26 protein-coding genes are annotated in these 26,145 nt (G+C 66.9%); 9 read left to right on the forward strand and 17 right to left on the reverse strand.

The features are described 5' to 3' along the window. Positions 1-9: 9 nt before the first annotated feature. Entirely contained in the window at positions 10-1,104 is a 1,095-nt protein-coding gene (locus tag HTY51_RS15640; RefSeq protein ID WP_174253587.1) for a magnesium transporter CorA family protein, read from the forward strand. A gap of 1 nt (position 1,105) precedes the next feature. Here the strand turns inward: HTY51_RS15640 and HTY51_RS15645 are convergent, their stop codons facing one another. From HTY51_RS15645 to HTY51_RS15660, 4 genes are read right to left on the reverse strand one after another with little or no spacing between them, the layout of a single operon-like run. Then, complete coding sequence (locus HTY51_RS15645) at positions 1,106-1,792, reverse strand: LON peptidase substrate-binding domain-containing protein (protein WP_174253588.1); 687 nt, start codon at positions 1,790-1,792, stop codon at positions 1,106-1,108. Between the two features lies 1 nt (position 1,793). After that, the gene (locus HTY51_RS15650) at positions 1,794-2,657 is read right to left on the reverse strand and encodes an amidohydrolase (protein WP_174253589.1); all 864 of its coding nucleotides are present in this window, start codon (positions 2,655-2,657) and stop codon (positions 1,794-1,796) included. 4 nt (positions 2,658-2,661) lie between these two features. Beyond that, on the reverse strand, positions 2,662-3,345 hold the full coding sequence (locus HTY51_RS15655) for a dienelactone hydrolase family protein (RefSeq protein ID WP_174253590.1): 684 nt from the start codon (positions 3,343-3,345) through the stop codon (positions 2,662-2,664). 23 nt (positions 3,346-3,368) lie between these two features. Then, entirely contained in the window at positions 3,369-3,977 is a 609-nt protein-coding gene (locus tag HTY51_RS15660; RefSeq protein ID WP_174253591.1) for a 2-hydroxychromene-2-carboxylate isomerase, read from the reverse strand. Positions 3,978-4,054: 77 nt separating this feature from the next. On the opposite strand from HTY51_RS15660, the gene HTY51_RS15665 reads away from it, so the two are divergent. The 3 genes from HTY51_RS15665 to HTY51_RS15675 are packed head-to-tail and all read left to right on the forward strand — an operon-like array spanning position 4,055 to position 5,914. Beyond that, positions 4,055-4,801 (forward strand): SDR family oxidoreductase, encoded by a 747-nt coding sequence (locus HTY51_RS15665; protein ID WP_174253592.1) that lies wholly within the window; start codon positions 4,055-4,057, stop codon positions 4,799-4,801. After that, complete coding sequence (locus HTY51_RS15670) at positions 4,801-5,274, forward strand: MaoC family dehydratase (RefSeq protein WP_174253593.1); 474 nt, start codon at positions 4,801-4,803, stop codon at positions 5,272-5,274. The genes HTY51_RS15665 and HTY51_RS15670 overlap by 1 nt, the downstream gene beginning before the upstream one ends. A 7-nt stretch (positions 5,275-5,281) precedes the next feature. Continuing rightward, positions 5,282-5,914 (forward strand): MarC family protein, encoded by a 633-nt coding sequence (locus HTY51_RS15675; RefSeq protein WP_174253594.1) that lies wholly within the window; start codon positions 5,282-5,284, stop codon positions 5,912-5,914. Between the two features lie 7 nt (positions 5,915-5,921). Here the strand turns inward: HTY51_RS15675 and HTY51_RS15680 are convergent, their stop codons facing one another. The 8 genes from HTY51_RS15680 to HTY51_RS15715 form a co-directional block, all read right to left on the reverse strand. Then, the gene (locus tag HTY51_RS15680; RefSeq protein WP_174253595.1) at positions 5,922-7,526 is read right to left on the reverse strand and encodes a gamma-glutamyltransferase family protein; all 1,605 of its coding nucleotides are present in this window, start codon (positions 7,524-7,526) and stop codon (positions 5,922-5,924) included. Positions 7,527-7,587: 61 nt separating this feature from the next. Then, positions 7,588-8,913, reverse strand: a complete 1,326-nt coding sequence (locus tag HTY51_RS15685; protein WP_174253596.1) for a TRAP transporter large permease subunit — start codon at positions 8,911-8,913, stop codon at positions 7,588-7,590. After that, positions 8,906-9,433: a TRAP transporter small permease subunit gene (locus tag HTY51_RS15690; protein ID WP_174253597.1), complete on the reverse strand. Its 528-nt coding sequence runs from the start codon at positions 9,431-9,433 to the stop codon at positions 8,906-8,908. Before HTY51_RS15690 ends, HTY51_RS15685 begins: the two co-directional genes overlap by 8 nt. A 126-nt stretch (positions 9,434-9,559) precedes the next feature. After that, on the reverse strand, positions 9,560-10,654 hold the full coding sequence (locus HTY51_RS15695; RefSeq protein ID WP_174253598.1) for a TRAP transporter substrate-binding protein: 1,095 nt from the start codon (positions 10,652-10,654) through the stop codon (positions 9,560-9,562). Between the two features lie 120 nt (positions 10,655-10,774). Continuing rightward, positions 10,775-11,383, reverse strand: a complete 609-nt coding sequence (locus tag HTY51_RS15700) for an ABC-type transport auxiliary lipoprotein family protein (protein WP_254606902.1) — start codon at positions 11,381-11,383, stop codon at positions 10,775-10,777. 11 nt (positions 11,384-11,394) lie between these two features. Then, positions 11,395-12,327, reverse strand: a complete 933-nt coding sequence (locus tag HTY51_RS15705) for an MlaD family protein (protein WP_174253600.1) — start codon at positions 12,325-12,327, stop codon at positions 11,395-11,397. Positions 12,328-12,331: 4 nt separating this feature from the next. Beyond that, complete coding sequence (locus tag HTY51_RS15710; RefSeq protein WP_174253601.1) at positions 12,332-13,123, reverse strand: ABC transporter ATP-binding protein; 792 nt, start codon at positions 13,121-13,123, stop codon at positions 12,332-12,334. Next, the gene (locus HTY51_RS15715) at positions 13,120-14,232 is read right to left on the reverse strand and encodes an ABC transporter permease (protein ID WP_174253602.1); all 1,113 of its coding nucleotides are present in this window, start codon (positions 14,230-14,232) and stop codon (positions 13,120-13,122) included. The genes HTY51_RS15710 and HTY51_RS15715 overlap by 4 nt, the downstream gene beginning before the upstream one ends. A 97-nt stretch (positions 14,233-14,329) precedes the next feature. Between HTY51_RS15715 and HTY51_RS15720 the strand changes: the two genes are divergently transcribed. Together HTY51_RS15720 and HTY51_RS15725 are read left to right on the forward strand one after the other, a co-directional pair. Further along, a complete protein-coding gene (locus HTY51_RS15720; RefSeq protein WP_174253603.1) occupies positions 14,330-15,112 on the forward strand; it encodes an enoyl-CoA hydratase/isomerase family protein in 783 nt (260 codons plus the stop codon). A gap of 104 nt (positions 15,113-15,216) precedes the next feature. Continuing rightward, positions 15,217-16,734, forward strand: a complete 1,518-nt coding sequence (locus tag HTY51_RS15725; RefSeq protein WP_174253604.1) for a DASS family sodium-coupled anion symporter — start codon at positions 15,217-15,219, stop codon at positions 16,732-16,734. Positions 16,735-16,737: 3 nt separating this feature from the next. On the opposite strand, the gene HTY51_RS15730 is transcribed toward HTY51_RS15725, so the two are convergent. Then, positions 16,738-17,643, reverse strand: coding sequence for a LysR family transcriptional regulator (locus HTY51_RS15730; RefSeq protein ID WP_174253605.1), 906 nt, complete (start codon positions 17,641-17,643; stop codon positions 16,738-16,740). A gap of 90 nt (positions 17,644-17,733) precedes the next feature. Here HTY51_RS15730 and HTY51_RS15735 point away from each other — a divergent pair, with 90 nt between their 5' ends. Beyond that, on the forward strand, positions 17,734-19,245 hold the full coding sequence (locus HTY51_RS15735) for a CoA-acylating methylmalonate-semialdehyde dehydrogenase (RefSeq protein ID WP_174253606.1): 1,512 nt from the start codon (positions 17,734-17,736) through the stop codon (positions 19,243-19,245). 133 nt (positions 19,246-19,378) lie between these two features. Next, entirely contained in the window at positions 19,379-21,001 is a 1,623-nt protein-coding gene (locus tag HTY51_RS15740) for a GMC family oxidoreductase (RefSeq protein ID WP_174253607.1), read from the forward strand. A 10-nt stretch (positions 21,002-21,011) separates the two neighbouring features. Here the strand turns inward: HTY51_RS15740 and HTY51_RS15745 are convergent, their stop codons facing one another. After that, positions 21,012-21,326, reverse strand: a complete 315-nt coding sequence (locus tag HTY51_RS15745; protein ID WP_174253608.1) for a hypothetical protein — start codon at positions 21,324-21,326, stop codon at positions 21,012-21,014. Positions 21,327-21,595: 269 nt separating this feature from the next. Here HTY51_RS15745 and HTY51_RS15750 point away from each other — a divergent pair, with 269 nt between their 5' ends. Continuing rightward, positions 21,596-22,360 (forward strand): TSUP family transporter, encoded by a 765-nt coding sequence (locus HTY51_RS15750; RefSeq protein WP_174253609.1) that lies wholly within the window; start codon positions 21,596-21,598, stop codon positions 22,358-22,360. Positions 22,361-22,574: 214 nt separating this feature from the next. Here the strand turns inward: HTY51_RS15750 and mrdA are convergent, their stop codons facing one another. The 3 genes from mrdA to mreC all read right to left on the reverse strand — a co-directional run bounded on the left by mrdA (position 22,575) and on the right by mreC (position 26,138). Further along, positions 22,575-24,557, reverse strand: coding sequence for a penicillin-binding protein 2 (mrdA, locus tag HTY51_RS15755; RefSeq protein WP_174253610.1), 1,983 nt, complete (start codon positions 24,555-24,557; stop codon positions 22,575-22,577). A 112-nt stretch (positions 24,558-24,669) separates the two neighbouring features. Continuing rightward, on the reverse strand, positions 24,670-25,200 hold the full coding sequence (gene mreD / locus HTY51_RS15760; RefSeq protein ID WP_174253611.1) for a rod shape-determining protein MreD: 531 nt from the start codon (positions 25,198-25,200) through the stop codon (positions 24,670-24,672). Next, a complete protein-coding gene (mreC, locus tag HTY51_RS15765) occupies positions 25,197-26,138 on the reverse strand; it encodes a rod shape-determining protein MreC (protein ID WP_174253612.1) in 942 nt (313 codons plus the stop codon). The genes mreD and mreC overlap by 4 nt, the downstream gene beginning before the upstream one ends. Positions 26,139-26,145 lie beyond the last annotated feature (7 nt).

Consider the following 26,145-nt stretch of genomic DNA (forward strand, 5'->3'; position numbering starts at 1 on the left):
CCCCGCGGCATGCGCGTCTTCAGCATCACGGCCACCGCAATCAGCGAAAGCGACGCGCTGCCAGCGCAGGCTCCCGACCAGGGGTTCATATGGATCGGCTGCACCCGCCAGGAACTGGAGGGGCGACTGACCGAGATCCAGTCCTGCCTGCAGGCCCTGTGCGGCATCCAGCTGCTGGATCTGCACGTCTCGGATCTGGTCAACACGCAACTGCCATCGCACTTCGACTACACCTCGCAGTACGACCTGCTGGTCTTCCGTCGCCTGGCCAGCCAGTCCCAGAATGGGGAGGCGACGACCATGCAGCCCGCCCACCATCGCGGTGGGCCGCCGATCCTGCGGCATATCGACACCAGCCCCGTCGGCTTTGCCATCTTCGAGAATGTGCTGCTGTCGGTCCATCCATCGGACTGCGCCGTACGCGATGCCTATGCGAGCCGGCTGAAAAGCAGTGCCCACGACCTGCGCACCGCCAACAGCCGCCTGCCGACCTCACCGGCCGACCTGACCTTGCGCATCGTCAACCTGATGGTGGACGGTTTTCTGGAACTGCGACGTGAACTGACGCGCCAGCTCGACCACTGGCAGGCCGAACTGCTCAACCCGCGCACCCGCTTTTCCAACTGGACCTCGCTGCTGGATGCGCGCCTGTCCCTGCGCCAGCTCGACGAGCTTTGCGAGGACCAGCGCCAGGCCGTGATCGACTGGATCGAGGTGATCGAAGACTGGCCCGAAGCCGGCACACCCATGGCCCAACGGGAACGCGACCAACTGCAGGTGCGCAGCCGCGACCTGCTGGAACATATCGAACGGGTCGTGCACCACGTGCGTCGCCTCGAGCACAGCATCGAAACCGTGGTCCAGATGCACTTCAGCGCCCAGAGCAACCGCACCAACGACATCATGCGCACGCTCACGGTGCTGACCGCCATCTTCCTGCCGCTGAACCTGATCGCCGGCATCTTCGGCATGAATTTCGATGCCATCCCGCTGATCCACAGCGACGGCGGCTTCTGGTGGGCCATGGGCTCCATGGGGCTGACCGCTGTCGCCCTGGCCCTGCTGTTCTGGCGCAAGCGCTACCTTGAGCGCAGCGGGCGTTAGCTCAGTTCGGTCCTGGCGCTGTCCCGGCGTCGGGACCGGAACCGATCTTCAGGTGCACCAGCAGATCGGCCACCAGCTCCAGGCGCACCAGGGGGCTGTCCACCGCCAGGAACTGCTGCTTGAGCTGCGGGCTCACCGGCAGGATGTCGCACCAGCGGTTGGCCAGCCAACCGCAGTCGTCCCACTGCAGCGGGGGCTGGATCGGCAACTCGTCACCGGGTTTGGCCTGCGCCTGCATGTGTTGCAGCAGACGCTGCAGGCCGACGCGGACATGGACAAGGTCCTCCGGCACCGGCACCGGCGTGTCCTCCTCCAGGTATTCGGCCTCGCCGGTCCACAGGCCGTGTTTCAGCTGCTCGCTGCGCAGCAGGCGAAAGCGTCGGCCACCGCGGCAGCGCACCAGCATCAGCCCCGGCTGCGGCCGCTCGAAGGAGGTGATGTGTGCCATCGTGCCCACGAGGTGGAACACTTCGGGCCCGAAGGCCGGCTCACCCGCCTCGCCCGGGCGTGGCGGCTGCCGCACCTCACTGCCGCTGCTGAGGCAGACCACGCCGAAGGGAGCGCCCTCCTTCTGGCAACGCTGGATCAGGTCCAGGTAACGCACCTCGAAGATGCGCAGCGGCAGCACACTGCCGGGAAACAGCACGGTCTGCAGGGGAAACAGGGGCAGCTGGAAGGTCGAACTCATCTCAAGGTCTGCTCAACTGGAACAGGCTCGCTCCGTTGTCCCAGGCGATGCGGCGTGCCACCTCGGGCGGCAGGTCACCCAGCCAGCGACGGTAGCCGCGCATCAGTTCGTCGTAATACATCCAGCGCTGGTTGACCCAGGTGTCGGAGCCGATCAGGAAGCGGTCCGGGTATTTCAGCAGCAGCGCACGCCATTCAGGACACAGGCGGCTTTCGTCGCATGTCAGCCCCGGCCGGTAGGACAGCTCACCCATGAGCAGTGGGTACTTCTCCATCAGCGCCGCCACACGCGCCGCCGGTGAGCCGCCGATGCCGGTGTGCGCCCAGATCAGCCGCGCGCCGGGCGCATGCGCCATCAGCAGGTCGATGGCCACGTCATCCACATGGGCCAGCACGGCCAGCTGCTTCTCTGCGGCGAACTGCATGAGCTTTTTCGCCACCGGGCCGTTGGCATTGGCGCTGTCGTAGAGATGGAACTCACCGATGCCGCGGTAGGGCCCGGCCGCCGTGCCACGCGCGAACTCGGTCTGCACCATGGTGTAGATGCTCTCGTCGCGGAACCAGTTGTCGTAGTCGGCCCGGTTGCGGTAGAGGCGGATGAAGGGCACCACCGTCACGCCGGCCGCGCGCGTCTGCACACCGGCCGAGGCCAGGGTCCTGGTGCCGTCATTGGGCCGGCTGTTGGCGATGACAGCGCGCACACCGTTGCGCTGCATGCGGGCCAGCACATCGTCCAGCGGGTGCGGGCCCTGATAGGCCTCTTCGTTGTAGTGCAGGTGGGCGTCGAACAGCGGGCCGCTGTAGTCGGCCGCATGGGCCGGGCCGGCCAAGGCCAGCCCACACAACACCAGCAGCGGGCGCCACATGATGTCAGCCCAGGTGTTTGGCAAAGAAGGCCAGGGTGCGCTCGCGCGCCAGCGCCGCGGCCGTGGCATCCCAGGCTCCGCGGTGGTCGCAGTTGAAGCCGTGGTTGGCCGCATAGACATGCACCTCGGTTTCCGGGTGGGCCTTCTGGAAAGCCGCCACGCCCTCCAGCGGAATCCAGTGGTCCTTCTCGCCGAAGTGCGCCAGCACCGGGCACTTCGGCGTGCGCGCGATCTCGGCCTCGGTGGTGACACCGCCACCGTAATAAGGCACGGCCGCACTCACCCCCTTGAGCAGGCAGGCCGTGCGCCAGGTCAGCAGGCCACCCCAGCAGTAGCCGACCACGCCCACCTTGCCGGCCTGGGCCGCATGGGTGATGGCGGCCTGGATGTCCTGCAGCACGCCGGGCGCCGGCAGTGCCTCCACGGTGGCCTTGAGCGCCATGCCGGCACTCATGTCGTCAGGGGCATAGCCCAGTTCGACGCCGGGCTTGACGCGGTGGAAGGTGGCCGGTGCCACCGCCAGATAACCCGCGGCCGCATAACCGTCGGCCACGGCGCGGATATGCGCGTTGACGCCGAAGATTTCCTGCAACACCACCACGCCGCCGCGCGGTTTGGTCGCCGGTTGTGCCACGTAGGCCGGGAACGTGAAACCGTCGGCGGCCTTCAGATCGATGAACTGTCCCATGCGCTGTTCTCCTGGTTTGCTTTTTAAGGGGATACGCCCAGCTTGCGGGCCACGAAATCGAGCCGGTCCTGGCCCCAGAAAATCTCGCCGTCGATGACGTAACTCGGTGCGCCGAAGACACCGGCAGCGATGGCCTGCTGCGTATAGGCCTCGTAACGTTCGCGCACTTCCTGGCTGTCGGCCTGTGCCCGCCGTTTGGCATCGAGACCACATTCAGCCAGCAGCGCGGCCAGCACCTGATCGTCGCCGATATTGCGCTCCTGCGCCCAGACCGCTGCCATGATGGCGCCGGCGATCTTCATCGCGGCGTCAGGGCCATCGTGCTGATCCACCGCGATGATCAGGCAGGCGGCATCGTCGCCACCGACCGGGAAGTACTTGGGTTGGGGATGCAGCGGGATCTTCAGGAATTCGCTGTAGCGCTTCAGCTCCACCAGGCGGTAGGCCTGGCGCTGCGGCGCGCGCTTCGGCAAGGGCAGGCCGCCGGAAATGGGAAACACCTTGCCGCCCAGATCCACCGGCAACACACGGATGGTGGCGCCGGCGGCCTTGGCCATGGCGGCAAAACGCGCATGGCCCAGATAGGTCCAGGGGCTTTGCGGCGCGAAATAGTAGTCCACTGTACGGCTCATCGTGTCTCCTCTTGCATGTTCCGGCTGTTTCTGCGGCAATGGTATCTTGTCGTCATCACACCTGCAGGAGCTGGGATTTGGACAAGGTTCTACTGGTCACCGGGGGCGGCCGCGGCATCGGCGCCGCCACGGCGCTGCTGGCCGCGCAGCGCGGTTACGCGGTCGCCGTCAACTACACGAGCAACTCGCTGGCAGCCGACGAGGTGGTGCGGCAGATCCGCGCCGGTGGCGGCACGGCCATGGCGGTGCGCGCCGATGTAGCCGACGAGGCCCAGGTGCTATCCATGTTCCAGCAGGTCGACGCCAAGCTCGGCCGCCTCACGGCCCTGGCCAACAACGCCGGCGTGGTGGACACCACCCAGCGTGTGGACGAACAGAGCCTGGCACGCTGGCAGCGCATGTTCGCGATCAACGTCTTCGGCACCATGCTGTGCGCACGCGAAGCCGTGCGCCGCATGAGCACACGCCATGGCGGCACGGGCGGCGCCATCGTCAACGTCGGCAGCGTGGCCTCGGTGCATGGCGCGGCCGGGCAGTACGTGGACTACGCGGCCGCCAAGGGTGCGGTAGACGTGTTCACCCTGGGGCTGGCGCGCGAGGTCGCCACCGAAGGCATCCGCGTCAATGCGGTACGGCCCGGCATCGTCGACACCGAGATCCACGCCAGCGGCGGCCAGCCCGGGCGCGCGCAACGCCTGGCGCCACAGATCCCGATGCAGCGCCCCGGCACGGCGCAGGAAATCGCCAACGCCATCGTCTGGCTGCTGTCGGATGAGGCTGGCTACTCGACCGGCTCCATCCTGGACGTGACGGGAGGGCGCTGATGAGCACGAAAACCTTCAGGTACTACTGGGAAGACATGGCCGTGGGCAGCACGCGCGAGCTCGGCAGCGTCAGCCCCACGCGCGAACAGATCATGGACTTCGCGCGCCAGTTCGACCCGCAGCCCTTCCACCTGGACGAGGCCGCCGCCCAGGCCTCGGTCTTCGGCAGCCTGTGCGCCAGCGGCTGGCACACCTGCGCCATGGCCATGCGCCTGATGGTCGACAACTTCCTGTCCGAAGCGGCCGGCCTGGGCTCGCCCGGGCTGGAAAGCCTGAAGTGGACCAAACCGGTGTTTCCCGGCGACACGCTGAGCCTGCGCCACACCATCCTGGACAGCCGCCCCATGGGCAGCCGGCCCGACGTGGGCCTGGTGCGCACGCTGTGGGAGATGCACAACCAGCGCGGCGACAAGGTGCTGCACATGGAAGGCTGGGGCATGTTCCGCCGCCGCACGCCAGCCACCACCACCTGAGCCCGTCATGGACTTCAAACCCCTCGTCACCCTGCTGGCCATCGTCAACCCGCTGGCCATCGTGCCCTTTTTCATCCACTACACCCAGGGTTTCACGCGCGAGCAGCGCCTGCGCACCATCTGGATCTCCTCGCTCAGCGCCTTCGCGGTGATTGCCATCAGCGCCCTGCTGGGCCTGCAGATCCTGGCCTTCTTTGGCATCTCGCTGGCGAGCTTCCAGGTGGGCGGCGGCATGCTGCTGCTGACCTCGGCCCTGGCCATGCTCAATGCACAACCGGCCGAAGCCAAGTCCAACGCGGAAGAGATGCAGAGCGCGGCCGAACGCTCGGCCGCGCGCGCCAGCATCGCCGTGGTGCCGCTGACCATCCCGCTGCTCACCGGCCCGGCCACCATGTCCACCGTGGTGATCTACGCCGACAAGGCGAAAGACCTGCTGCAGCTCGGCACCCTGGTGGGCTACGGCGTGGTCGTGGCGCTGGCCACGGCCCTCTGCTTCGCGCTGGCCGAGCCGATCGCACGTGTGCTGGGCAAGACCGGCATCAACGTGATGACCCGCCTGATGGGCCTGATCCTCGCGGCCCTGGCCGTGGAGGTGATGTCCGATGGCCTGATGAAACTGTTCCCGGCCCTCGGACGTTGAAGCGTTTCTAGAACGCTGCCACCGCACCGTTGGAACGCGGATCGAAACCGCCTTCCAGCACGCCGTTGGGGTGGCGCACCAGCATACCGGCGTGGCCCACGCCCTCGTCCCAGGCGCCGATGGTCTCCACTTCGTGGCCCAGCGCGCGCAACTGCGTCAGCACGGCCGGGTCAAAACGGCTCTCCAGCTTGAGCGAGTCGCTGGACTGGCCCCAGGTGCGGCCCAGCAGCCAGCGCGGCCGCTCGATGGCCTGTTGCGGGTGGTCGCCGAAACGCATCACGCGGTTGAAGATGGTGGCCTGCGTCTGCGGCTGGCCGTCGCCCCCCATGGTGCCGTAGACCATGCTGCCGCCGTTGGCCAGCTGGGCCATGGCCGGGTTCAGCGTGTGGAAGGGTTTCTTGCGCGGCTCCAGCGTGTTCACGTGCTTCGGGTCCAGCGAGAAGCTGCAACCGCGGTTCTGCCAGTTCACGCCACTGCTGGGCAGCACCACGCCGGAACCGAACTCATGGTAGATGCTCTGGATGAAAGAGACAGCGAGACCATTCTGGTCGATCACGCCCATCCAGATGGTGTCGCCCGGATCGGTCTTCTTGCCCCAGGGCAGGGCCACGTCGGACTTGAATTCCTTCGCCAGCGCATCGATACGCGCCGGTGTCAGAAGCTCGGCCGGCGGCAGGGCCATGAAGTCGGGGTCGGTGAGGTATCGGTCGCGCACACGGAAAGCGAGCTTGGTCGCTTCCACCTGCGCATGGATGAAAGCCGCGCTCTCGGGGCCGGCCTGCTTCCAGCCCGGGAAACGCTCCATCAGCGCCAGGATCAGCAGCGACACCAGGCCCTGCGAAGGCGGCACCATATTGTGCAGCTGCGCGCCGCCGACCGGCACGGTCAGCGGGTCGATCAGTCTGGCCTGGTGCGCCTGCAAGTCGGCCAGCGTGAGCGGGCTGCCCACAGCGGCCAGCTCGGCCGCCATCTGTTTCGCCAGCGCGCCGCGGTAATACTCGTCCGTGCCCTTGCGCGCGATCAGCGCCAGCGTGTCGGCCAGGCGTGACTGCTTGAACAGTGCCCCCACCTGCGGCACCTGGCCCTGGGTCAGGAAGGTCTCGGCAAAACCCGGGCGGTCTTTCAGTTCGGCCAGCTTGGCCTGCGTGGTGCTGGCCTGGCTGCGCGTGACGGGGATACCCTGGCGCGCCAGGAAGATCGCGTCGTCCAGCAGGCGGCTCAGAGGCAGGCGGCCACCGAGCGATTGCGCCGACAGCTGGTGCGCTGCGCCCCAGCCCGAAATGGTGCCGGCCACGGTCAGCGCGGCGGTGCCGCCGCGAAAGGGAATGCTGCCGCTGATGCCGCGCTGGGCGTACCAGTCGCGGCTGGCCGCCAGCGCACTGCGACCGCTGGCGTCGATGCCGCCGGGGCGGTTGCCCGGGCCGTTGATGACCCAGAAGCTGTCGCCGCCGATGGAGTTCATGTGCGGGTAGACCACGGCAATGGTGGCTGCGGCGGCCACCATGGCCTCCAGGGCGTTGCCGCCTTCGCGCAGCACGGCAACGGCCGACTCGGCGGCCAGGGAGTGGGGCGCCACCGCGATACCGCGGCGGCCATAGACGGATTGGGCCATACGAAATTCCTCAGGAAAGGGAAAGGCGCCCACAGGCGCCTTTCCAAACGGTCACATCATGCTACCAGCCGATGGCCTTGGGCAGCCACAGCGCGATCTGCGGGTAGAAGAACAGCAGCAGCAGCGCCAGGAACTGCATGGTGATGAAGGGGATCACACCTTTGTAGATGTCCTTGATCGTCACCTCCGGCGGCGCCACGCCCTTGAGATAGAACAGGGCCCAGCCGAAAGGCGGCGTCAGGAAGGAGGACTGCAGGTTCACCGTGATCAGCATGGCCAGCCAGACCGGGTCTACCCCCTGAGCCAGCAGTACCGGCAGGAACAGGGGCACGGCGATGTAGCTGATCTCGATCCACTCGATGAAGAAACCCAGCACGAAGATCAGCAGCATCATGAACCAGATGTCGCTGTTCACGCCGCCGGGCAGCACCTCGAACATGCGCGTGATCAGGTCCTCGCCATGCAGGCCGCGGAAGGCCAGCGCAAACACCTGGGCCGTCATGAGGATGAGCATCATGATGGCGGTGATCTTGCTGGTCTCCAGCGCCACGTCTTTCAGGACCTTCCAGGTGAAACGCTTCGAAAGGACGGTGATCAGCACCGCACCCACAGCACCCATGGAGGCGGCCTCGGTCGGCGCGGCGATGCCGCCGACGATGGAGCCCAGCACCGCCACCACCAGCATGATGGGCGGCACCACGACTTTCCAGAAGCGGATCCAGAGCTGGCGGCGCGTGACGCCATCGCGCTCGTCCTGCGGAATCGGCGGCATCAGGTCGGGCTTGAGCCAGCCCAGCACCAGCAGGAAGATGATGTACACGGCCGAGAGCAGCATGCCCGGCCCGACCGCCGCGGCGAACAGTGTGCCCACCGAGAGCTGCATGATGTCGGACAGCAGGATCAGGATCAGGCTGGGCGGGATGATCTGCCCCAGCGTTCCGGAAGCGCAGATGGCGCCGCAGGCGATGCTCTTGTTGTAACCACGCTTGATCAGCGTGGGCAGGGTCAGCAGGCCCAGGGTGATGACGGTGGCGCCGACGATGCCGGTGGTCGCGCCCATGAGCACGCCGAACAGGATGATGCCCACGCCCATGCCGCCGCGCACGCCGCCGGCGATGTGGCCCATGACGTCGAGCAGGTCGTCGGCCAGGCGGGATTTCTCCAGCATCACGCCCATGAAGACGAAGAGCGGGATCGCCATCCACTGGTAACCGGCCACGATGCCGTAGAAACGCGCCGGCAGCAGGCTGAAGAGGCTGTCACCGAAGCCCAGGTAGCCGAAGATGAAACCCACGGTCGCCAGCGTGGTGGCCACCGGAACGCCCAGCATCAGCAGGGCGAAAAAACCCACCAGCATCAGGATGGCATAGGTCTGCGGTTCAAACATGGCCACCCTCCACCGACTGTGCACGCTCGTGGAACAGGCGCAACAAGGCCGCCACCGTCTGCAGGGCCACCAGGCCATAACCGATCGGGATCAGCGACTTGACGATCCAGCGCAGCGGGATGCCACCCGGATCGGGCGAGCTCTCCTGGATGGAATAGGCCTGCATCACGTAGGCGATCGACACCTTGATGAAGATCAGCGCCACGGCCAGCAGCAGCAGCAGCGAGATCAGGTCGACGATGAATTTCTTGCGCGCCGAGTAGCTGGCGTAGAACAGGTCCACGCGCACGTTGTCGCCACGTTGCAGGGCGTAGCACATGCCCAGCAGGATGAGGGCTGCCAGCAGGTGCCACTCCAGCTCCTGGGCCCAGACCGAGCCGAAGCTGAAGGAGTAGCGCAGCAGCACATTGACCGCGACCAGTCCGATCATGACCAGAGCCACCCAGAGAGTGGCCCGCCCGACGACATCGACCAGCGATTCAATCTTCTCCATCACGGAGGTGATCGCCTTGTTTTTCATGACATACCTTTCACACAGACCTCGACCCACGCCACGCCTGCGGGGCCTGGATGGGTCGAGGTCCTTGACACTGTCCCCTTGGCGCCTCGACAGGCTCGGCGCCAAGGGGACGACACACGCTATCGCTTAACCACGCACCTTGCTGTGGTACTGCTCTTCGCTGACCTCGACCCAGCGGTCGTACTTGGCCTTGAAGCCCATGTAGGAATCGTGCACCTTCTTGACCAGCGGGTCCTTGGCCACGGCCTCGGCCAGCACCTTTTCGGTCTCGGTGCGCAGGGCCTTGATCACCGAATCCGGCAGCGGCTTGGCAATGACCTTCTGGTTCTTGACCAGATCGTCCATGGCCTCGGAATTGGCCTTCTGGCACCAGCCTTCGCTGATAACGTTGCAGGCGGCCGAGGCGTTCTGCACGATGGCCTGCAGGTCCTTGGGCAGCTTGTCCCAGGCGGCCTTGTTGATCAACAGCTCGGACACCGTGGCGGCCTCGTGCCAGCCTGTGGTGTAGTAGTACTTGGCCGCTTTCTGCAGGCCCAGGCGGCGGTCCTGGTAGGGGCCGACGAACTCGGCCGCGTCGATCACGCCGCGCTCCAGCGCCGGGAAGATCTCGCCGCCGGGCAGCACCTTCACGTCCACGCCTAGGTTGGCGTAGACCTTGCCGGCCAGGCCGGGGATGCGCATCTTCAGGCCCTTGAGGTCGGCAACGCTCTTGATCTCCTTCTTGAACCAGCCCGTCATCTGCACGCCGGTGTTGCCGCAGGGCATGGCCACCATGCCGAAGGGCGCGTAGACCTCGTTCCACAGGTCGATGCCGCCGCCGTCGTAGAGCCAGCCGTTCATGCCCTGGAAGTTCAGGCCGAAGGGCACGGCCGTGAAGTACTGGGCCGCAAAGGTCTTGCCGGTCCAGAAGTAGCTGTTGGCGTGGTTCATCTCCACGGTGCCGGCGCGCACGGCGTCGAAGCCCTCGAAAGCCGGGATCAGTTCGCCAGCGCCGAAGACCTGGATCTTCAGGCGGCCGCCCGACATGTCATTGATGCGCTTGGCCAGGTCGGTGGCGCTGCCCGGGCCGTCCATATAAAAAGGTGAGCCCTTGGGGTAGGCACTGGTCATTTTCCAGTTGAAACTCTGCTGCGCCTTGGCCACCATGGGGAAGGCCAGCGCACCGGCAGCGGCGCCGGCAGTGACGGTTTTGGAAACAAACGAACGACGGTCCAGTTTCATGAGGAAGCTCCTGGTTTGTGGATGGATATCCATCTATCCGCAAGGAGCGTGCCTGATTCAGGGCACTGAAGATACTGGGGTTTGCACCGTCTTGGGGCAAACCCCAAGTTATATGCATGCTTACCGTTGCATTTGCAGCCACTGCACCAATTCGGTCAGTGCGGCATCGGTGGCCGCACCCAAAGCGCGCACGCCACCCGCGGCGTCGGCGCTGGCGGCCGGCTGCTGCAGCTGCAGTTCGCGTTGGGCCAGCAGCTGCTCGCCACCGGCCGTGCGCTGCAGCAGCGTGGCGCGCAGGCGCAGCAGGCCGGCGCTCTGCTCCGGGCTGCTGAAGAGCTGGCTGAACTCGTCCAGCTCGATAAGCAGCAGACGCGGCGCCACATCACCGGGGGGTAGCACAAACTGCCGGCCCAGGCCCTCGCGCAGGCGCTGCTGCACCAGTTCAGCCGGCACCATGGCCCAGCGCGACTGGCTGTAGGCGCGCAACTGCTGGGCATCGGCATAAGCCAGGCGGTAGAGCATGGCCGGGCTGTCCAGCGCCGGGCTGGCTTGCACGCGCAGGGCCAGCAAGGGCCGCGCGCCCGACACTGGCTGGGCAAGGACGGCAGCGGACGGACCGAAGTCATACCGCAGCGGTGCCGGGGCGCGCTCGGGCAAAGCAGCGCAGGCCGCGAGCAGGACGACCGGGACGGTCAGGAAAAAACGGCGCCAGGCCACAAGCTTGTTCACGTGCAGACTCCTCATCGCGCACCTCGCGGCACAACAAAACCAGGTTCACCCGGGCCCGGCAGGGACAGGGCCGGGCCGTAAATCAGGGCCTGAGGGTGTTCGTCCAGCGAGGCGGCAGCGCGCCCGACCTGACGCACCGCGCGGCCCGTGTCTTCGAGCGTGCGGTTGAGCCGCGGCAGGCTGCTTTGCTGCACGGTCTGGCCGGTGGCCGCCAGGGCCCCCACGCCCTGTTGCAACTGCTCCAGCGTACCGCCGGGCTGCTGCAGACGCTGGGCCAGGCGTGCATAGTGGTCGGCTGTCTTGCGCACCTGCTCGGCGCTGGCGCTCACCGTGCCGGCAGCCTCGCGCATGGACCGGAATGACGCGCCCGCCTCTCGCATGGCCGGCGGCACGGCCGCGGCCGCCTCGCCCAGGGCGTCGATGCTCCTGCGCAGGGCCTGCTGGTTCTCGGGCGCCAGCAGCTGGTTGACGCGGCGGGTGGTTTCCTCGAGTTCGCCCAGCAGGCGCTCGCCCTGGCGCGACCACTGTTCCATGAACCCGGCTCGCATGGGTATGCGCGGCGGCTCTCCCGCAAGGGCCTGCAGCGGCTCGCGGGACTCACCGCTGTCGTCGAGCAGGACGAAGGCGATGCCGGTCAGACCCTGGTAGCCCAGGGTCGCGTAGGTGGAACGCGTCATCGGCGTGTCGGGGTCGATATCCATGAGCACCAGGACCTGGCCCGGCGTCTTCGGGTCGAGGTCGATCCGGGCCACCTTGCCCACCTTGACGCCCCGGTAGCGCACGGCGGCCTGCGGCAACAGGCCGGTGATGGTGCTGCGCGTGACGATCTCGTAGCGGCGCATCAGGCCTGTTTCCCGGGTGAGCCAGACCGCCAGCGCAATGAGCAGCGCCGCCACCCCGAGGACAAAGATGCCGGCCGCGATCGCGTGAGCCTTGTTCTCCATAGGTCTAGCCTTTCTGGTCCGTATCCGCCAACAGGGTTTGCGCGCGCCGCCCGCGTTCGCCCTGGAAGAATTCACGCACGAAGGGGTGATCGAAGCGGGCCACCTCCCGCGCCGGCGCGTTGACTATCACCTTCTGGTCGGCCAGCACCGCCACCCGCGTGCTCAGATCGAAGATCGTGTCCAGGTCGTGCGTGACCATCACCACCGTCAGGCCCAGTTCGCGGTGCAGCGAACGCAGCAGACGGCACAGGCCGTCGGCGCTGTCCGGATCCAGGCCGGCCGTCGGTTCGTCCAGCAGCAGCAAGGGCGGGTCCATGATGAGGGCGCGCGCGAGCGCCACGCGCTTGATCATGCCGCCGGACAGATCAGAGGGCATCTTGAGCGCCTGCACGGGCTCCAGCCCCACCATCTGCAGCTTGACCAGCGCGGCATCGCGCACCAGGTCCGGCGGCAGTGTACGCAGCTCCGTCAGGGGGAAGGCGATGTTTTCCAGCACGCTGAACGCCAGAAAGAGCGCGCCGTGCTGGAACAGCATGCCCACACGGCTGCTCGCGCCCGGCTCGCTCATGCGCGAGGCCGGCTGGCCCAGCACGGTGACCCGGCCGCTGCTGGGCCGCTCCAGCCCCAGGATCTGGCGCAGCAAGACCGTCTTGCCGCTGCCCGACGCCCCGACGATGGCCAGCACCTCGCCTTCCTCGACCCGCAGGTCGAGATGGTGATGCACCACCGCCTGCCGGCCGGGCGCGCGAAACACCGTGCTCAGGTTCTCGATTTCGACGAGAGCTCGACCGCTCATATGCCCACATTCCTGAAAACGACGGCGAACAGCGCGTCCACCAGGATCACCATGGTGATCGACACCACCACCGACGCCGTCGTGCCCTGCCCCAGGCTCTCGGTGTTGGGCTTGATGCGCAGGCCGAAATGGCAGCCTACCAGCGCGATCATGAGCCCGAAGACCGCCGACTTGGAACTGGCCAGCGCGAGGTTGGACACCATCACGGCATCAGGCAGCGCGGTGACGAAATACCGTGGCGACACATCCAGCGTCACGTCCGCCGCCAGCATGCCGCCCAGCAGGGCCGCCACCGTGGTCCAGACCGACACCAGGGGCATGGCCAGCGTCATGGCCAGCACGCGCGGCAGCACCAGGCGAAAGCTGCGCGCAATGCCCATGACGCGCATGGCGTCGATCTCCTCGGTCACGCGCATGACGCCCAGTTGCGCCGTGATGGTGGAACCCGAGCGCCCCGCGATCAGGATCGCCGCGAGCACGGGCCCCAGCTCGCGGATCACGGAGAGGCCCATGATGTTGACGATGAACGGGTCGGCGCCGAACAGGCGCAGCTGCTGCGCCATCAGGTAGGCCAGCACCACCCCGATCAGGAAGCCCACCAGCGCGGTGATGGGCAGCGCCGTGGTACCGAAGTGGTACAGGTGCCCGGAGAAATCGCGCCAGGGCCCTTGCGCGGGCTTGCGCAGCAACCGGCCGACGTCCAGCGCCAGCTGACCGACCAGCCGCAACATGCCCAGCAGATGCTCCAGCACGCGCAAGACCTGGGCCCCGAGCATCCACCATGCATGGGCCAGCCCGTGTCGTTCGCGCGGCGGCAGGGACGCCGTGTGGCGCGCCACGTGCTCCAGCACCGCGCGCTGCGCCGGCAGGGCCTCCAGCCCTTGCGGCCAGCGGCGGCCCCAGCTGTTCCACAGCAGCTGGGCGCCGACGTGGTCAAAACGCGTGATCTGGCGCAGGTCCCAGGCCGGTGCCGGCTCACGCAGGGCCTGCTGCAGCGCGGCCCAGGCGGCCGGCTCGGCCAGCCGCGCCGCCGTCCACTGCCCCAACAGCACGGCAGCCTGCCCCCCCGGGGGGGACGGCCGGCTGATACGGGGTGAGGTGTCGGCCATGGACGGCGGTCTGGGTTGGATGGTGCTGGCTTCCGATGGTAAGCCCGATTTCGCCGTCACAATACGGCGTCATGGCAAGCACGCCACAGGAGAGTTCATGAGCAACGCCCCCGCCACCGACGAATTGCGCATCGAGCTGCGCGGCCCCGTGCTGTGGCTGACCATCGCGCGCGAGGCTCGCCGCAATGCCGTGAGCCATGCCGTGCTGGCCGCCCTGGCCCGTGCCATCGAAGGGGCCCAGGCGCAGCGCGATGTCCGCGCCATCGTCATCACGGGCGCGGGCGACAAGGCCTTCTGCGCCGGCGCCGACCTGCAGGCCGACCAGGCCTTCACCACCGACTACTCCGAGCCACAGGGCCACGTGGCGCGTGTGCTGCGCGCGGCCAAGGCCAGCACCGTGCCGCTGATCGCACGCGTCAACGGCGCCTGCATGGCCGGCGGCATGGGCCTGCTGGGCATGTGCGATCTGGCGGTGGCCGCGCGCCACGCGGTCTTCGGCCTGCCCGAGGTGAAGGTGGGCGTGTTCCCGGCCCAGGTGCTCAGCGTGCTGCAGCACCAGATCCCGCGCCGCAAGCTGGCCGAGCTCTGCCTCACGGGCGAGCCGCTGACCTCGGCCCAGGCGCTGGAGTACGGCCTGGTGAACTACGTGGACGACGATGTCGACGCCCGCCTGCAATGGCTGCTGGAGCGCCTGCTGGACAAGTCACCGGCGGCCATCCGTCGTGGCCTGTACACCATGAAAAAGATCGAGAGCATGTCTTTCGAGGAAAGCATGTCCTTCACCGAAAGCCAGATCGCGCTGTTCACGCTGACCGAAGACGCGAAAGAAGGCCAGGCCGCCTTCAAGGACAAGCGCAAGCCGGTCTGGCCCGGGCGCTGAGCCGTTCGCCGCGCCCGATGGGGCCGGCATTTGATGCATATCAAGAAACGCCCAGGCACCGGGCGTAGCATGCGCTGACCATTCCATCACAGGAGGAGACCGCCATGGCATCGAATGAAGCTGGTACAGCGAGCCGGGCCCCGGCCCGCGAATCGGTCAACGTCTACGGGCTGCTGGCAGCCCTCGCCGGCCTGATCGTTGTCATGCTGCTGCCCAAACCGGCAGCGCTGCCGGTGGCCGGGCAGATCATGCTGGGTCTGCTGCTGTTCTCCGTCATCCTCTGGGTGAGCGAGGCGGTGGACTACGCCATCAGCGCCGTGCTCATCACCGCCCTGATGGCCTTCATGCTCGGTATGGCGCCCAATGCGGCCAAACCCGAAGCGGTGCTCGGCACCGGCCCCGCGCTGACTCTGGCCCTGGGCGGTTTTGCCAACACCGCGCTAGCTCTCGTCGCAGCGGCCTGTTTCCTCTCGGCGGCCATGACCATCACCGGGCTGGACAAACGCATTGCCCTCTTCATCCTCTCCAAGGTCGGCGCGCGGACCAACCGCGTGCTGATCGGCGCCATCCTGGTCGGCATCGTGCTGTCCTTCCTGGTGCCGTCCACCACCGCGCGCGTGGCCTGTCTCGTGCCCATCATCATGGGCATCATCCTGGCCTTCGGTGTCGACCAGCGCTCGCGTTTCGCCGGCATGCTGATGATCGCCACCGCCCAGTCCGCCTCGATCTGGAACGTGGGCGTCAAGACGGCGGCGGCGCAGAACATGGTGGCCATCGGTTTCATCGAGAAGGCCTACGGCCAGACCATCACCTGGGGCGACTGGCTGGTCGCCGCCGCCCCCTGGTCCATCCTGATGTCCATCGCGCTGTACTTCGTGATGATCAAGATGATGCCGCCCGAGACCAAGGAGATCGCCGGCGGCAAGGAAACCATCCGCCTGGCGCTGCACGCCTTGGGCCCCATGAGCTGGGCTGAGAAGAAACTGCTGTTCATCACCCTGGCCCTGCTGGCCTTCTGGGCCACCGAGAAGGTGCTGCACCCCTTCGACACCTCGTCCACCACCATCGCCGCCATCGCGCTGATGTTCACCCCGGGCATCGGTGTCATGGGCTGGAAACAGGCGCAGTCGCGCATACCGTGGGGCACCATCGTGCTGTTCGGCACCGGCATCAGCCTGGGCACGGCGCTCTTGCAGACCAAGGCCGCCGCCTGGCTGGCCAACATCATCGTCGCCAACCTGGGCCTGGCCGGCGCCTCGGCCTTCATGATCCTGGCCCTGCTCTCGCTCTTCCTGATCGTGGTGCACCTGGGTTTTGCCAGCGCCACCGCCCTGGCCTCGGCCATGATCCCCATCATGATCAGCGTGCTGCAGCAGATCGCCGGTGGCCCCGATGCCGCGCCCATGAACCTGGTGGGCATGACCATGCTGCTGCAGTTCGTGGTGAGCTTCGGTTTCATCCTGCCGGTGAACGCGCCACAGAACATGGTGGCCTATGGCACCGACACCTTTGCGGTGCGCGACTTCGTGCGCACGGGGCTGGTGCTCACGGTGATCGGCTTTGCGCTTGTGTTGCTGCTGGGGGCGACTTACTGGCAGTGGATGGGGTATCTGGGCAAATAGCGCTCACCGCCACACCTGCCCCAGCGCCGTCCAGGCGCTGGTCAGCACGGGCTCGCCGCGCCGCGCAGCAAGGCTGACGAAACACAACTGGCAGTCCAGGCTGACGCGGTCGGCAATTACCAGGCCGCGCGCCTGCGTTTCGCGGATGGCAATGGAATCGCGCACCAGCGACAAGCCGATGCCCGAGCGCACCAGGTCCAGCATCGAGGCTTCCTGGTCCACCAGCGCCACCTGGCGCGGGCTCACACCCAGGGGGCCGAACACGCCCGCCAGCAGGCGGTGGTGGGCCGAGGCCGGCGGGGTAGCGATCCAGGGCAGCGCGGCCAGGCCTTTCCAGTCGCGGCCCAGCACCTGCTCGCCCCAGCCGGCCGGGGCCAGCACGCGGTAGCTGAAATGCGAGAGCACGCGCGCCTCGAAGGGCCCGCCGCTCTCGGTCACCGCCTCACCCGGCAGACCCAGGTAGAAGCCCACGTCCAGTTCACCGCGGCCGATCTGCGCCAGCACCTCGCCGCTCATGCCCTGGCGCAATTCGGTCTCGATTTGCGGCGCGGTCTCCACCAGCTCGCACAGGAAGGCGCCCAGGCGCGTGAACTCGGGGTCGAGGATGGTGCCGATGCGCAGGCGCCCGCGCACCGTGCTGTGCAGGCTCTGCGCGGCCTGGCTGAAGTCCGCCAGCGCCGCCAGCGCCTTTTCGGCCTGCGGCAGCAGGGCCGCGCCGTCCGGCGTGAGGGCCAGACCGTGCGGGGTGCGGGTGAAGAGCTGCAGGCCCGTGCTTTCGGCCAGCGCCTTGAGTTGCAGGCTCACGGCGGGCTGGCTCAGATGCAGGCGGGTGGCTGCACGCGAGACGTTGCCCTCGCGCGCCACGGCGACGAAGGCGCGCAGGGTCTGGGGCTCGGGCGCTGGATTCATATTTGCTGAATTTATATCACTCTTCAAAGCAAATCATTGGAAAAATGCCCGCGTTTGCACGACACTTGCCCATCTTTCGGAGATTCCATCATGAGCATTGCAAATATTGACCACTACATCGCCGGCAAGGTCGTCGCCGGCACCTCGGGCCGCGCGCAGGACGTGTTCAACCCGGCCACCGGCGCCGTCAGCGGCCACACAGCCCTGGCCAGTGCCGCCGAGGTGGACAAGGCCGTGGCCGCCGCGCAAGCCGCCTTCCCCGCCTGGGCACAGACCTCGCCGCTGCGTCGCGCACGCATCCTGTTCAAGTTTCTGGAGCTGATGAACCACCACCGCGACGACCTGGCCCGACTGATCACCGCCGAGCACGGCAAAGTGTTTACCGACGCGCAGGGCGAAGTGACACGCGGCATCGAAATCCTGGAATTCGCCACCGGCATTCCGCAACTGCTCAAGGGCGACTTCACCGAGCAGGTCTCCACCGGCATGGACAACTGGACCATGCGCCAGCCCCTGGGCGTGGTGACGGGCATCACGCCTTTCAATTTCCCCGTGATGGTGCCGATGTGGATGTTCCCGGTGGCGCTGGCCGCGGGCAACACCTTCATCCTCAAGCCCAGCCCGATCGACCCCAGCCCCTCGCTCTTCATGGCCGATCTGCTCAAGAAGGCCGGCCTGCCCGACGGCGTGTTCAACGTGGTGCAGGGCGACAAGGAAGCCGTGGACGCGCTGCTGGCCCACCATGACGTGAAAGCCATCAGCTTCGTGGGCTCCACGCCGATTGCCAACTACATCTATGAGACCGGCGCGCGCAACGGCAAACGGGTGCAGGCCCTGGGCGGCGCCAAGAACCACATGGTGGTGATGCCCGACGCCGACCTGGACCAGGCCATCGACGGTCTGATCGGCGCGGCCTATGGTTCGGCCGGCGAGCGCTGCATGGCGATCTCCGTCGCGGTGCTGGTGGGTGACGTGGCCGACAAGATCATGCCCAAGCTGATCGAGCGCACCAAGGCGCTCAAGATCAAGAACGGCATGGAACTGGACGCCGAGATGGGCCCCATCGTGACGGGCATCGCGCACCAGCGCATCACGGGCTACATCGAGCACGGCGCCAAGGAAGGCGCCAAGCTACTGGTGGACGGCCGGTCATTCAAGGGCTCCGCGGCCGGTAGCGGCTGCGACAACGGTTTCTGGCTGGGCGGCACGCTGTTCGACCACGTGACACCCGAGATGAAGATCTACAAGGAAGAGATCTTCGGCCCGGTGCTGTCCTGTGTGCGGGTGCCGGACTTCGGCACCGCCGTGAAACTCATCAACGACCACGAGTTCGGCAACGGCGTGTCCTGCTACACGCGTGACGGCCATGTGGCGCGCGAGTTCTCGCACCGCATCCAGGTCGGCATGGTCGGTATCAACGTGCCGATCCCCGTGCCCATGGCCTGGCACGGCTTCGGCGGCTGGAAGCGTTCGCTGTTCGGCGACATGCACGCCTATGGCGAAGAGGGCGTGCGCTTCTATACCAAGCAGAAGTCGGTGATGCAGCGCTGGCCTGAGAGCATCGGGAAAGGCGCCGAGTTCGCCATGCCAACGAGCAAGTGATGTTCTGACCACTGTTCGCACGCGCCTGCCGCAAGCGGTGGCTGACCGGGCGATGTGGCAAAGCGCAGCGCCTCTGAGCCCGGCCAGTTACCGCTTGCGGCAGCCCCGCCAACGCCAACCAGCAGAGCACACCATGAGCGAAACAACCTTCGACTACATCATCATCGGCGCCGGCACCGCCGGTTGCCTGCTGGCTAACCGGCTCAGCGCCGATGCCAGCAAGCGCGTGCTGCTGGTCGAAGCCGGCCGCAAGGACGACTACCACTGGATCCACATTCCGGTGGGTTACCTCTACTGCATCGGCAACCCGCGCACCGACTGGCTCTACCAGACCGAGCCGGACCCGGGCCTCAACGGCCGCAAGCTGCGTTACCCTCGCGGCAAGACGCTGGGCGGCTGCTCCAGCATCAACGGCATGATCTACATGCGTGGCCAGTCGCGTGACTACGATCAGTGGGCGCAGCTCACCGGCGACAAGAGCTGGTCCTGGGAGCAGGTGCTGCCGCTGTTCAAGCGGCACGAGGATTACCACAAGGGCGCCGATGCCCTGCACGGCGCCGGTGGTGAATGGCGCATCGAGAAGCAGCGCCTGCGCTGGGACGTGCTGGATGCCTTTTCGCAGGCGGCCCAGCAGGCGGGGCTACCGGCCAGCGAGGACTTCAACCGCGGCAACAACGAGGGTGTGGGTTATTTTGAAGTCAACCAGAAGAGCGGCTGGCGCTGGAACACGGCCAAGGCCTTCCTGCGCCCGGTGCAGCAGCGCCCCAATCTGACGGTCTGGACACAGACGCAGACCCGGCGCCTGAACTTCACGCGCGATGCCGACGGCGCGCTGCGCTGCAGTGGCGCCGAGCTGCTGCGCGAGGGCCGCGCCCTCAGCGTGACGGCGCAGCGCGAGGTGATCCTCAGCGCGGGGAGCATCGGCTCGGTGCAGATCCTGCAGCTCTCGGGGGTCGGCCCGGGCACCCTCTTGCAGCAGCACGGCGTGCCCGTGGTGCACGAGCTGCCCGGTGTCGGTGCCAACCTGCAGGACCACCTGCAGATCCGCTCGGTCTACAAGGTGCAGGGGGTGAAGACGCTCAACACCATGGCCAACAGCCTGTGGGGCAAGGCCATGATCGGCCTGGAATACGCACTCAAGCGCAGCGGCCCCATGAGCATGGCGCCCTCGCAACTGGGCGCCTTCACCAGGAGCGACCCGGCGCAGCCCTGGCCGAACATCGAATACCACGTGCAGCCGCTCTCGCTGGACGCCTTCGGCGAGCCGCTGCACAGCTTCAATGCCTTCACGGCCAGTGTCTGCAACCTGAACCCGACGAGCCGTGGTTCGGTGCAGATCCGCAGCCCGCGTTTCGAGGATGCCCCGGCCATCGCGCCCAACTACCTGAGCACCGAGCAGGACCGCAAGGTAGCGGCCGACTCGCTGCGCGTGACACGCCGCATCGTGGCGCAAGCGGCGCTGGCGAAGTACCAGCCGCAGGAGTGGAAACCGGGTGTGCAGTACCAGAGCGACGAAGACCTGGCGCGGCTGGCCGGCGACATTGCCACCACCATCTTCCACCCGGTAGGCACCACCCGCATGGGCCGGGCCGACGACCCAATGGCCGTGGTGGACCCGCACTTGAGCGTGCGCGGCATCCGCGGCCTGCGCGTGGTCGATGCGGGTGTCATGCCCACCATCACCAGCGGCAACACCAACTCACCGACGCTGATGATTGCCGAACGCGCGGCGCAGCTGATCCTCGCGGGCCAGTAAGGCGCTGCGCTCAGCGCAGGCGGCCCACGTAGCGCGCCTCCAGCCCCACCATGGGTGCCGGCGCCTCCCGGGGCACCGCGACCGGGGCGGCCTTGGCCGGTTTTGGTGCAGGGCGCAAGGCCTGCATGGCGGCATCCAGGCGCTGCGCCAGTTCGGACAGATCGGCCAGCCCCTTCTCGCGGGCCGCCTCACGGGCAAAACGCACCACCTCGTCGGCGTATTCCAGATTGCGGGCCATCCACTCCGTATCGGTCACCCGACCGGTCACGCGGCGCAGCTGAACGTGCAGATGGGCGGCGATGGCGATGCGTTCACTCTCAAGCATGGTTGGTTCCTGCAGGGCTCGGACCAGCCAAAAAGCACTATCCGTGCCACGACACGAAATCCCCTCCTGGCAGACCGGGGAAACCCCTATGTCCGCCCCCTGGGCCCTGCCTTACAGTACGCCCACTCGCTAGCGCGCCCCGGGCGCCGCATGAGAGGAACCGAGGAAGACTGCGAAAGTATCGAACAAGAAAATTGATACCATCCAGAGCAGATGGCGTTCACCAAGGCACCGCTAACCCCGGTGCCTTTTTATTTCCGGTCCCTTCCATGGAATTCTTCCTCGTTACGCTGGCTTCGCTGCTGGCGGGTTTTGTCGATGCCATCGTCGGCGGTGGCGGCCTGGTCCTGCTGCCTGCCCTGTTTGCCGCCTACCCCACGGCCCATGCGGCCACCCTCTTCGGCACCAACAAGTCCGCCTCGGTCTGGGGCACGGCCTTCGCTTCGGTGCAGTACGTGCGGCGCGTGGACCTGCGCTGGCGCACCATGCTCCCGGCCATGGCCCTGTCTTTTGCCGGTGCGCTGGCCGGGGCCTGGCTGGTCACGCTGATCTCGCCGGATTTCCTGCGCAAGCTGTTGCCGGCCGTGCTGCTGCTGGTGCTGATCTACACGCTGATGAAAAAGGAATTGGGCCGCCACCATGCGCCGCGTTTTGCCGGCCGCCAGGAACTGCTGGCCGCCGGCAGCGTGGGCCTGCTGATCGGCTTCTACGACGGTTTCTTCGGGCCGGGCACGGGCAGCTTCTTCGTCTTCCTCTTCGTGCGCTGGCTGGGGTATGACTTCCTGCACGCCTCGGCCGGGGCCAAGCTGCTCAATCTGAGCAGCAACCTTTCGGCGCTGCTGCTGTTCACGCTCAAGGGCCATGTCTGGTGGCACCTGGCCCTGCCCCTGGCCCTGGCCAACATCGTGGGCAGCCTGCTGGGCACGCGGCTGGCGCTCAAACACGGGGCCGGCTTCGTGCGCGGCGTTTTCATCGTAGTCGTCAGCGCCCTGATCCTCAAGACCGGCTACGACGCTTTCCTGCGCCAGGTCTGAACAGCCTCAGAACTTGTGAAGAAATCGTAGCGAGCGGCCCGAGCGCAAGGCGGACGGAGCGCAGCCACCGGAACGTACTTTAGGTACGTGAGGATGGCGACAACGAAGTTGCGGTACAGGCTAACTTTCGCACAGCGAAAGTTAAGCGTAGCGGCCGGAGCCAACACCGCCCAACGCGGCGATCGGGTAGCGCAGTAGATTTATTCATAAGTTCTCAGGGCTGGATGGGCACCTGCACGCCGGCCTTGCCCTTGGGCGGCCAGGCCACCTCGGCGGCCAGGCGCGGCTTGCCCAGGGGAAAGGCAGCGCGCCCCTGCTTGACGGCGGCCAGGTCTTCCTCGCTCGGGTACTGGCCCAGCAGCCAGTAATCGAACACGCGCCGCGCCATCGGGGCCGCGTGTTCGGCACCGAAACCGGAGTTCTCCACGATCACGGCCAGGGCGATCTTGGGATCGTCCACGGGCGCGAAAGCCATGTACAGGGCGTGGTCGCGCTGGTGTTCTTCCATCTTCTTCGCGTCGTACTTTTCCTTCTGGCCGATGGTCACGGCCTGCGCGGTGCCGGTCTTGCCCGCACTGAGGTACTTGGCACCGATGAAGGAGCGGGCCGAGGTGCCCTCCTGGGTCACGGCCGCCAGCGCGCGGCGCACGATGGCCAGGTTCTGGGGCTTGTAGCGCAGGTCCTGTTGCGGCAGCTTGGCCACGGGCACCACCTCCTGGCTGCCGGCGGCCTGGGTGCCAAGCGTCAGATGGGGTGTGTACTTGATGCCGTTGTTGGCCAGCGTGGCCGTGGCCGAGGCCAACTGCAGCATGGTGAAGGTGTTGTAACCCTGGCCGATGCCCAGGGAGATGGTCTCACCCGCGTACCACTTCTGCTGCTCGGGCCGTTTGTAGAAGCGGCGCTTCCACTCCTGGCTGGGCAGCACGCCGCGCACCTCACCCTGGATATCGATGCCGGTGAGCTGGCCAAACCCCAGGGGTTTCATGAAGTCGTGGATCAGGTCCACCCCCAGGTCATTGGCCAGCGAGTAGTAGTAGACGTTGCTGGACTTGACGATGCTGCGGTACATGTCCACCGGTCCCAGCCCGGCGTCGCCGTGGCTGCGAAAGACGTGGCCGCCAAAGAACCATGAGCCGTTGTCCTGGGTGATCTGGCTCGGTGTGCGCTTGCCGGTTTCCAGCGCCGCCATGGCCATGAATGGTTTGTAGGTCGAGCCCGGCGGGTAGGTGCCGCGCAGCGCACGGTTGAGCAGCGGCTTCTCGATCGATTCATTGAGCGCCTGCCAGGATTCGGAGTCGATGCCTTCGACGAACATGTTCGGATCGAAGGTGGGCTTGCTGACAAAGGCCAGGATCTCGCCGTTGTTCGGGTCGAGCGCCACCAGCGCGCCGCGCCGCTGGCCGAACATCTCTTCCACCAGGTTCTGCAGCTTGATGTCGATGGACAGCACCACGTTGTTGCCGGGTTTGGCCGAACTGCTGGCCAGCTTGCGCACCGCCCGACCGCCGGCCGAGGTCTCGACGCGCTCGAAGCCGGTGATGCCGTGCAGATGCTTCTCGAAGCTCTGCTCCACGCCCAGCTTGCCGATGTAGTCGGTGCCGCGGTAATTGGCCTGGTCCTCGTCCTCCCACTCCTCCTGCTCCTTCTTCTCGGCCGGGTTGATGCGGCCGATGTAGCCCACCACATGGCTGCCGAGTTCACCCCAGGGGTAGTTGCGGAACAGGCGCGCGCGGATGTCCACGCCCGTGAAGCGGTAGCGCTGCACCGCAAAGCGCGCCACCTCCTCGTCGGACAGGCGGGTGCGGATGGGCAGGGACTCGACACCCTTGGTCTCCTCCATCAGCTTGCGAAAGCGCCGGCGGTCGCGCGGGGTGATCTCCACCAGCTCGGCCAGCTCGTTGATGGTCTGCTCCAGCTTGTCCACCTGCGCCGGCGTGATCTCCAGCGTGTAGGCGGAGTAATTGGTGGCCAGCGGGATGCCGTTGCGGTCCAGGATCAGGCCGCGCGTGGGCACCAAGGGCACGACGGTGGTGCGGTTGATCTCGGCCTGCTCCTGGAGTTCGGCATGGCGGATCACCTGCAGGTAGACCAGCCGCAGGAAAAGGATGAGGAAACAGGCGAACACCAACCCAGAGACGACCAACACACGCGCGCGGAAGCGATGCAGGTCGGCTTCGACGTTGCGCAGTTCGGTCATGGGTCAGGGTTACTGGTCGATCGCCAGCCGGTTCGCCGCCGGGCCGCCCCAAGGCGAACCAGCCCCCTCGGGGGGCAGCGCAGCACACGCAGTGGCAAGCGTGGGGGCCATATTACAAGGGCCGGTTGGCGTCGGGGTCGGGCGCACGGCGCTGCGGCAAGAGCAGCAGCATGGAGGCCAGCGGCCACAGCACGGCCTCGATCAGCGGCGCCAGCAGCAGGGACCAGCCCGGGAAATTGCCGCCCACCATCAGGCGCACGGCCAGGGCCACCGCATGGGCCGCGATCAGCATGGGCAGCACATGCACCGACTGCGAGGCGAGCGTGAACCACAGCAGCCGGCGATGGATGGCGATGGCCAGGAAATTCAGCACCGCGTAGGCCAGGGCGTGCTGCCCCAGCACGCTGCCCTGGTGCACGTCCATCAGCAGGCCGAACACGAAAGCCGCGCCGATGCCGATGCGCTGCGGCTGGTGCACGCCCCAGAACACCAGGGCCAGGGCCAGCAGGTCCGGTGCCCAGGCCGCTCGGCCCCAGAGGGCCATGTTGAACAGCAGGTTGAGCCCGAAGGCGCCGGCCAGGCTGCCCCAGATGAACAGGGGGTTGGCGGGCAGCAGCAGTTGCTGACCAGGACGCATGATCATCGCTGCACGCCCCTCTTGCCGGTGCCGGCGTCCTTCTTGCCCGGCGCGGCCACCGTCAGGTCCTGCGGTCGCTGCGGCTGCTGGCCGGCAAGCGTGGGCAGCACCAGCACCTGGGTCGCGCCGGCCACCCGGGCCTGCGGCACACAATAGATGAGGGCAAAGGGCAGTTCAACGCGGCGCTCGACCTTCTCGACCCGCGCCACCGGCAAGCCCGGCGGGAACACGCCGTCGATGCCGCTGGTGGTCAGGATGTCGCCGGGCTGCACGTCGGCATTGCTGCCCATGTAACGCAGCTCCAGGGCGCCGCCATGCAGGCTGGGGTCGCCGAAGGCCACGGCGCGCACGCCGGTGCGGATATTGAGCACCGGGATGGCCTGGTCGGCGTCGATCACCAGCGTCACCTCGCTCATCGAGGGATAGACCTGGGTCACCTGGCCCAGCACGCCGGATTCGTCGAGCACCGGCGAGCCGGCGCTCACGCCGTGGATCAGGCCCTTGTCGATGATGACCTTGTGCGCATAGGGATCGGCCGCGTCGTACAGGACCTGCGCAGCCAGCCCGGGTGTGGGCATGCGCTCGCGCAGTTCCAGCAGCTGGCGCAGGCGCTCGTTCTCCTGGGCCAGCTGGTCGAACTGCTGCACCCGCGGCGCCTGCAGACGCAGCTGTTCATGCAGCAGCTGCGCATCATCCTGCGCGGTGCGCAGGGATCGCACATGGTGAAAGCCGTCACGCGTCCACTGCACCGGCTGCAGCAGCGCCCATTGCAGGGGGTAGAGCACCGAGGCGATGCCCACGCGCACCGGACCGGTGAGCTTGAAGCGTGTGTCAGCCACCATGAGGAACAGCGCCAGGGCGCTGAACAGCATGAGCTTGGACAGGGCCGAGGCGCCCTGCCGGAAGAAGGGAGGAGGAGTCCTGTCCAGCGTACCGAGTGGCATCGCTGAT

The organism is Rhodoferax sp. BAB1 (assembly GCF_013334205.1).
Classification (GTDB): Bacteria; Pseudomonadota; Gammaproteobacteria; order Burkholderiales; family Burkholderiaceae_C; genus Hylemonella.

What these genes read in the sequence shown, in the direction of transcription:
- HTY51_RS15640 (WP_174253587.1), top strand. Translation starts at nt 10, where the DNA reads ATGCGCGTCTTCAGCATCACGGCCACCGCAATCAGCGAAAGCGACGCG.
- HTY51_RS15645 (WP_174253588.1), bottom strand. Translation starts at nt 1,792, where the DNA reads ATGAGTTCGACCTTCCAGCTGCCCCTGTTTCCCCTGCAGACCGTGCTG.
- HTY51_RS15650 (WP_174253589.1), bottom strand. Translation starts at nt 2,657, where the DNA reads ATGTGGCGCCCGCTGCTGGTGTTGTGTGGGCTGGCCTTGGCCGGCCCG.
- HTY51_RS15655 (WP_174253590.1), bottom strand. Translation starts at nt 3,345, where the DNA reads ATGGGACAGTTCATCGATCTGAAGGCCGCCGACGGTTTCACGTTCCCG.
- HTY51_RS15660 (WP_174253591.1), bottom strand. Translation starts at nt 3,977, where the DNA reads ATGAGCCGTACAGTGGACTACTATTTCGCGCCGCAAAGCCCCTGGACC.
- HTY51_RS15670 (WP_174253593.1), top strand. Translation starts at nt 4,801, where the DNA reads ATGAGCACGAAAACCTTCAGGTACTACTGGGAAGACATGGCCGTGGGC.
- HTY51_RS15675 (WP_174253594.1), top strand. Translation starts at nt 5,282, where the DNA reads ATGGACTTCAAACCCCTCGTCACCCTGCTGGCCATCGTCAACCCGCTG.
- HTY51_RS15680 (WP_174253595.1), bottom strand. Translation starts at nt 7,526, where the DNA reads ATGGCCCAATCCGTCTATGGCCGCCGCGGTATCGCGGTGGCGCCCCAC.
- HTY51_RS15685 (WP_174253596.1), bottom strand. Translation starts at nt 8,913, where the DNA reads ATGTTTGAACCGCAGACCTATGCCATCCTGATGCTGGTGGGTTTTTTC.
- HTY51_RS15690 (WP_174253597.1), bottom strand. Translation starts at nt 9,433, where the DNA reads ATGAAAAACAAGGCGATCACCTCCGTGATGGAGAAGATTGAATCGCTG.
- HTY51_RS15695 (WP_174253598.1), bottom strand. Translation starts at nt 10,654, where the DNA reads ATGAAACTGGACCGTCGTTCGTTTGTTTCCAAAACCGTCACTGCCGGC.
- HTY51_RS15705 (WP_174253600.1), bottom strand. Translation starts at nt 12,327, where the DNA reads ATGGAGAACAAGGCTCACGCGATCGCGGCCGGCATCTTTGTCCTCGGG.
- HTY51_RS15710 (WP_174253601.1), bottom strand. Translation starts at nt 13,123, where the DNA reads ATGAGCGGTCGAGCTCTCGTCGAAATCGAGAACCTGAGCACGGTGTTT.
- HTY51_RS15715 (WP_174253602.1), bottom strand. Translation starts at nt 14,232, where the DNA reads ATGGCCGACACCTCACCCCGTATCAGCCGGCCGTCCCCCCCGGGGGGG.
- HTY51_RS15720 (WP_174253603.1), top strand. Translation starts at nt 14,330, where the DNA reads ATGAGCAACGCCCCCGCCACCGACGAATTGCGCATCGAGCTGCGCGGC.
- HTY51_RS15725 (WP_174253604.1), top strand. Translation starts at nt 15,217, where the DNA reads ATGGCATCGAATGAAGCTGGTACAGCGAGCCGGGCCCCGGCCCGCGAA.
- HTY51_RS15730 (WP_174253605.1), bottom strand. Translation starts at nt 17,643, where the DNA reads ATGAATCCAGCGCCCGAGCCCCAGACCCTGCGCGCCTTCGTCGCCGTG.
- HTY51_RS15735 (WP_174253606.1), top strand. Translation starts at nt 17,734, where the DNA reads ATGAGCATTGCAAATATTGACCACTACATCGCCGGCAAGGTCGTCGCC.
- HTY51_RS15740 (WP_174253607.1), top strand. Translation starts at nt 19,379, where the DNA reads ATGAGCGAAACAACCTTCGACTACATCATCATCGGCGCCGGCACCGCC.
- HTY51_RS15745 (WP_174253608.1), bottom strand. Translation starts at nt 21,326, where the DNA reads ATGCTTGAGAGTGAACGCATCGCCATCGCCGCCCATCTGCACGTTCAG.
- HTY51_RS15750 (WP_174253609.1), top strand. Translation starts at nt 21,596, where the DNA reads ATGGAATTCTTCCTCGTTACGCTGGCTTCGCTGCTGGCGGGTTTTGTC.
- mrdA (WP_174253610.1), bottom strand. Translation starts at nt 24,557, where the DNA reads ATGACCGAACTGCGCAACGTCGAAGCCGACCTGCATCGCTTCCGCGCG.
- mreD (WP_174253611.1), bottom strand. Translation starts at nt 25,200, where the DNA reads ATGATCATGCGTCCTGGTCAGCAACTGCTGCTGCCCGCCAACCCCCTG.
- mreC (WP_174253612.1), bottom strand. Translation starts at nt 26,138, where the DNA reads ATGCCACTCGGTACGCTGGACAGGACTCCTCCTCCCTTCTTCCGGCAG.